Below are 5,247 nucleotides of genomic sequence, written 5' to 3' on the forward strand. Positions count from 1 at the left end.
TATCAGCCTACTCCTGGAGATTTTCCGGCGCTCGCATTGCTTGTTTTTTCACTTCTCAGACCCCAGATTTATTGTCAAGTACAATTTATACCAAATTAGATGAGCTTACCCTGCCTAATCATGATAGTGGTCAACACAAAGGTAAGCGGATGATTAATGGTGGTCTTGCCCTGGTTCGAGCGACTCTTTATATGGGTGCTGTTGTTGCCATGAGTCATAATCCGGCGATTAAAGCTTTTTAAGAGCGCTTAGTATCTCGTGGTAAGCCGAAAAAACTGGCCGCTACAATTATCCTTATGTAAACGGTATTGCTTTAAAAAGCAAAGGTACAAGAAAGAAGCCCAGGCTTGACGAATAAAATTCGCGGCTACACAGAATTTTATTCGTCAAGCCTGGGTCGAAAAGTCGTCTCAGGTGGACGATAGTTTATACAGCCGTGATTACGAACATCGCCGGGGGTTTTTATTTCTCTCTTGTACCTCTGCGCTAACATCAGCGTACCTTTGCGTTTAAACTTCCACCGCTTCTTTGCTTTTCGCTGGCGCATAAAAATCACCGTTAGCGTCAACTGCTATTCGTCCACTTGATTCCTCACCAGTAATCAAACGTGCGCCGCGTTTCTTCGTCCAATAGTTCCAGCCCCACTGGAGCAGCACTATCAGTTTGTTGTCAAATTCAATGAGATAATAAATGTGGATAAATACCCAAATTAACCAAGCGATTACACCAGAGAATTTCACAAAACCAAGGTCTGCAACCGCTGCATTACGTCCAATAACTGCTAAACTTCCTCGGTCAATGTACTGGAACGGTAGCATACTGTAACCAGCAAGTTGCTGTTTAATTAGGTTGGCGACATACTCGCCTTGCTGCATCGCTACAGGCGCTACACCGGGTAATGGTTTCCCGGTTTGATGAGTATAATTCGCTAAATCCCCAATAACAAAAATATTGGGATGTCCTGCTAGACTCAGGTCAGCTTCAACGATTACTCGCCCCGAACGGTCGAGTTGAGCGCCTGCGCGTTCTGCTAAAACTTTTCCCATCGCCGAAGCTTTGACCCCAGCAGCCCATAAAATTGTTCTAGCGGGAATTTCTTCGACTGTATCTCCTTGTTTTGTGGTGACAATATTATTGTCAATATTCGTGACTAGCGTCTTTGTTTGCACAGTTACGCCCAATTTGTTGAGGGATTTTTCGGCTTTTTCCGATAAGTCTGGTGCGTAGGGTGGCAAAATGCGATCCATTCCTTCCAGCAACAAAACTTTCGCTTCTGCGGTGTCGATGTTGCGAAAATCTTTTTTGAGGGTGCTGAAGGCTAATTCTGCGATCGCTCCCGCTAATTCTACTCCTGTTGGCCCACCACCAACGATCACAAATGTCAACCAGGAACGCCGTTTTTCCGGATCGGTTTCTTTCTCCGCCGCTTCAAACGCCATAAAAATGCGCCGCCGCATTTCCAGCGCATTTTCAATAGTTTTCAAACCAGGCGCTACGGTTTCCCAGTGATCATTTCCAAAATAGAAATGACTGACACCTGTAGCAACAATCAGAGTATCGTAATTTAATTCTTCCCCACTCAGGAATATTTTTCGCTGTTCTGGATCGATATCCTTCACTTCTCCCATAATCACTTTAGTATTCTCGTTTTCACTGACTACAGCGCGGAGAGGGGAGGAAATATCAGCCGGGGAAAGTGTACCCGTGGCGACTTGATAAAGGAGTGGTTGAAATAGATGAAAGTTGCGTTTATCGATTAGCGTCACATTGACAGGAGCTCGACCAAGTGCTTTGGCTGCATATAGTCCGCCAAAACCGCCACCGACAATAACTACATTGTGAGGAGACTGATTTTCCACTGGTTTTACCATAAAATTGACATCCTTTGTTTTATGTTGCCCGTGGCTGTCGTTGAACAAACATTTCTTTACCAACTGACGAGGTTTTCGTTACAGATGTTCATATTACCTTAGTGTGCCTAGTTTAAAGCAAGCGTAGCGGCGGCTACAGGTAGGGCTATTTAGTAAAAAAAGTATTACCGAAGAGGTAGTTGGTGGGAAGCGATCGCATGGTGAACGATAAAACGCGATCGCGCTTTTGCCAGTGGCTCTAAAATTGGGATAACGATTTCCTGGTTTTGACGGCGCGATGCAAACACCAAAAAACCAACAGACAGCAGGAAGCCTGATGCAGAACCTCTACGAAACCGACTTCTACGCTTGGACTCAGCAACAAGCACTCCTCCTCCAACAGCAGCAATGGACTCAGCTTGACTTGCCCAATTTAATCGAGGAGATTGAATCGTTGGGAAAACAACAACGTGCAGAACTACGAAATCGATTGAGTGTGTTAATTGGGCATTTGTTGAAATGGGAATATCAACCAGAACGACGCAGCCGTAGTTGGTTAGCAACGATTCGAGTACAACGGCGGGAGAGCCTAAAATTGCTAAGAGATAATCCTAGTCTGAAGCCTTATCTTGATGAGGCTCTACAGGAAGCTTATGAGAACGGGAGGGATTTAGCATCAGGAGAAACCAACCTGCCGTTTTCAACCTTTCCCCAAGAATGTCCTTATACGTTAGAGGAAACTTTAAGAGAAGTCTTCTATCCAGGTGAACCTGCGACAGATGAAGTAATGGAATGATTGGGAGCAAAAGAGTGCGGTAGCGCCTCAGCGCATCGCCCTTTTGACTTGCCTTGTTACTCTAAACTCGAATATTCACGTTGCCTGAATTACCGATTCATTTCTGACAGATAGTTTTACAAAATTTTTCTAACATCAATTTTTATGAGTTTATAAAAAGATTAGTCAGATTTTTGATGAGACGATCCATACTTTTTTGGAGCAAAATATTTTTGTTGTGCTGCGACACGATGGCTAGGTGCAATACAAGGATTAGAGTGGAGGTGGAGGTATAAGTTCAATGTTTGCAGTTATCACACCAGAGAAAATCCAGTTACCCGCAGGCTCAGTGGTGCGGCTACCCGGTAGTTGGCAGGACTATCAAGCGCTAACTGAACAACTAGGCGATCGCTCAATACCGCGCATTAAGTATCGACCCGGAGAGATTCTGTTAATGTCACCGCTACCCCGACACGGACGAGAAGCCCACGTTATTGCAATGGTCGTAATAGCTCTCCTAGACCATTTAGGGCGGGACTACGAAGCGTTTACCCCAATCACAATGGAACTGCCAGAGATTAGCGGCATTGAACCGGACTACTGCTTCTATATCGATAACTGGGCAGATGTTGCAGGGAAAGATCGAATCAACTGGGGCATCGAACCATCCCCCGATTTAGTAATTGAGATAGATGTAACCAGCTACACTGATGTAAACGACTACCTGCCCTATCGAGTGCCGGAAGTTTGGTTATATAAAAAGAACCAGCTTCAGATTTACCAATTGCAGAGCGATCGCTACACGGTTGTAACCAGTAGCCGCTTTTTTCCCAATATTAATGTTTCAGCATTCATCACAGAGTGTTTCCGAATTGCCTCCGAGCGCAATACCAGCGTTGCGATTCGGGAGTTACGACAAAAATTAGCAAGTGAGAATTAAATCCGAAAAATACAGAAGATGATAATGCGATCGCAATCGGGAAGCGCTGGTCAGCAGAGTTGTTAAAGTTAGTGGCTCTTGCGGTAAATCTATGGTTGGCGTCATAGAGACACCAAGGAAGTCGAGCAACTTCCAGAAAAGCTTAACCGATACAGAACACCTGCCTCGATGCGATTTTAGACAGTATTACCTTTGAGACAAAGCTCCAAAGCACGACGAATATATGCCTCAAATGTCTCATCAGTGGGTTGAAAGACCATCGCATATAACATTGCTCCGCTCATCAGGTCGAAGACTAAATCGGGTTCTATATCTGTGTGGATTTCATTTCTAGCCTTAGCACGTTCCAGCACGGCTCCAAAGGCTTGCCGTCGCGGTTGTAGGTATTTTTTCGAGTAGACTTGGGCAAAAGTCGGACTGCTAGACGCTGTACTAATAATTAGGGCAACAGTTTGACGACCTAAGGGGCTGAGTACCATTTTCGCTGCATTCTCAATGAGGATATCAATATCTCCCCAGAGGCTGCCTGTGTCTAGTATCAATATTTCCTCTCTGAGGCTTTCAATCGCGTCTGCAACCAGTTCTTCTTTGGAACTGTACCGCCGATAAATGGTAGTTTTGCCCACTTTAGCGCGTGCAGCGATCGCTTCGATGCTCATAGATTGATATCCCATTTCTGCTAGCAGCTCAAGAGTTGCTTGTAGAATCGCTTGATGAGATTTTTCGCTACGTGGGCGTCCAGGCGGGCTTTTGATAGGTTTACTCATAAACTCATCTTCGCCCAAACAACGTTCTCAAGGACAATTTGCTTCAAGCGTTCTCAAAGAATTGTCAAATGGGGAGTTGCGTTAGATGCAATCAGTCTTGTTTCTTAATATGCTCCCACTCCTCCCGCAATATTCCCATGCACAGCGTATCAATATAGCTGCCGTCATACCACTCGTGACCCCGGAGGCGACCTTCTTCTACAAATCCACAGGATTGATAACAGCGAATCGCGCGTTCATTTCTTGAATTTGTCCTCAACCAAACTCGATGTAGATTCCAGTATCGAAACGCATAATCCAGCAGCAATGCGATCGTTTCACGACCGTAGCCACGTCCCCAATATTCCTTATCCCCAATTGCAATGCCTAATTCGCAGACACGCGCCACCCCCTGAAATATATCAAAACCAACCAAGCCGCACTGCCCAATGAACTTGCCATCTGCCTCGATCGCAAACCAAGTGCCATCTCGTCCACCTTTAGCAGCATTTTGATCGAACTCTGCTTGCAGCCGTTCCAGGGATTGAGGAATCGGCGGATCGCCTCCACCTGCCAATTCAACGGCTAAATCATTGTTAAACTCGCACAGTTTCGGTAGATCGTCCCGCCGTATACCCCGTAGCGTTACTCGTTCGCCCTTCAACATCGCTAATTGTCCTCGATTTTAGGTACTTACTCATTCATATCAAGTCTGTCAGGGGGCGGTAATGATTCATACAAAAGAAGAAAACCAGTTGGGAGTTGGGAATAGCCTGGTGAATTTTAAAAGCTGTCGCTCTGTCTAAAATGTCCTGCCACCCTAAGAGGATGTCTGAGAAGTGTACTAAGCTAAGCGTCGTAACATCAAACGAATGTTTGCGATATAGATAAAAGCTTCCGACGTCTGCGGCAAAATTTCATAATCCTTAGAGAGTC

The 5,247-nt window shown here is 45.3% G+C and carries 7 protein-coding genes and 2 pseudogenes; 3 read left to right on the forward strand and 6 right to left on the reverse strand.

Translation table 11 applies throughout. The features are described 5' to 3' along the window. A pseudogene (locus H6F66_RS04125) lies at nt 1-239 on the forward strand (transposase); the annotation flags it as partial. Between the two features lie 270 nt (nt 240-509). On the opposite strand, the gene H6F66_RS04130 reads toward H6F66_RS04125, so the two are convergent. Both H6F66_RS04130 and H6F66_RS28725 read right to left on the reverse strand, forming a co-directional pair. Then, entirely contained in the window at nt 510-1,871 is a 1,362-nt protein-coding gene (locus H6F66_RS04130) for an NAD(P)/FAD-dependent oxidoreductase (RefSeq protein WP_190418501.1), read from the reverse strand. 164 nt (nt 1,872-2,035) lie between these two features. Further along, complete coding sequence (locus H6F66_RS28725; protein WP_277873914.1) at nt 2,036-2,158, reverse strand: hypothetical protein; 123 nt, start codon at nt 2,156-2,158, stop codon at nt 2,036-2,038. Between H6F66_RS28725 and H6F66_RS04135 the strand changes: the two genes are divergently transcribed. Both H6F66_RS04135 and H6F66_RS04140 read left to right on the forward strand, forming a co-directional pair. Further along, the gene (locus H6F66_RS04135; protein WP_190418503.1) at nt 2,149-2,646 is read left to right on the forward strand and encodes a DUF29 domain-containing protein; all 498 of its coding nucleotides are present in this window, start codon (nt 2,149-2,151) and stop codon (nt 2,644-2,646) included. The genes H6F66_RS28725 and H6F66_RS04135 overlap by 10 nt on opposite strands. Nucleotides 2,647-2,926: 280 nt before the next feature. Then, the gene (locus tag H6F66_RS04140; RefSeq protein WP_190418505.1) at nt 2,927-3,565 is read left to right on the forward strand and encodes a Uma2 family endonuclease; all 639 of its coding nucleotides are present in this window, start codon (nt 2,927-2,929) and stop codon (nt 3,563-3,565) included. Here H6F66_RS04140 and H6F66_RS28730 read toward each other — a convergent pair. From H6F66_RS28730 to H6F66_RS04155, 4 genes and pseudogenes are all read right to left on the reverse strand, one after another. Then, nucleotides 3,548-3,670, reverse strand: coding sequence for a hypothetical protein (locus H6F66_RS28730; RefSeq protein WP_277873915.1), 123 nt, complete (start codon nt 3,668-3,670; stop codon nt 3,548-3,550). The genes H6F66_RS04140 and H6F66_RS28730 overlap by 18 nt on opposite strands. Before the next feature lie 71 nt (nt 3,671-3,741). Further along, nucleotides 3,742-4,332 (reverse strand): TetR/AcrR family transcriptional regulator, encoded by a 591-nt coding sequence (locus H6F66_RS04145; RefSeq protein WP_190418507.1) that lies wholly within the window; start codon nt 4,330-4,332, stop codon nt 3,742-3,744. Nucleotides 4,333-4,423: 91 nt separating this feature from the next. Then, nucleotides 4,424-4,978: a GNAT family protein gene (locus tag H6F66_RS04150; RefSeq protein ID WP_190418509.1), complete on the reverse strand. Its 555-nt coding sequence runs from the start codon at nt 4,976-4,978 to the stop codon at nt 4,424-4,426. 177 nt (nt 4,979-5,155) lie between these two features. Then, nucleotides 5,156-5,247: pseudogene (locus H6F66_RS04155) on the reverse strand (IS5/IS1182 family transposase); the annotation flags it as partial.

The organism is Trichocoleus sp. FACHB-6 (assembly GCF_014695815.1).
Lineage (GTDB): Bacteria > Cyanobacteriota > Cyanobacteriia > Cyanobacteriales > FACHB-T130 > Funiculus > Funiculus sociatus.

Excerpts from the sequence above, each read along its gene's own strand:
- H6F66_RS04130 (WP_190418501.1), bottom strand. The coding sequence starts at position 1,871 with ATGGTAAAACCAGTGGAAAATCAGTCTCCTCACAATGTAGTTATTGTC.
- H6F66_RS04135 (WP_190418503.1), top strand. The coding sequence starts at position 2,149 with ATGCAAACACCAAAAAACCAACAGACAGCAGGAAGCCTGATGCAGAAC.
- H6F66_RS04140 (WP_190418505.1), top strand. The coding sequence starts at position 2,927 with ATGTTTGCAGTTATCACACCAGAGAAAATCCAGTTACCCGCAGGCTCA.
- H6F66_RS28730 (WP_277873915.1), bottom strand. The coding sequence starts at position 3,670 with ATGACGCCAACCATAGATTTACCGCAAGAGCCACTAACTTTAACAACT.
- H6F66_RS04145 (WP_190418507.1), bottom strand. The coding sequence starts at position 4,332 with ATGAGTAAACCTATCAAAAGCCCGCCTGGACGCCCACGTAGCGAAAAA.
- H6F66_RS04150 (WP_190418509.1), bottom strand. The coding sequence starts at position 4,978 with ATGTTGAAGGGCGAACGAGTAACGCTACGGGGTATACGGCGGGACGAT.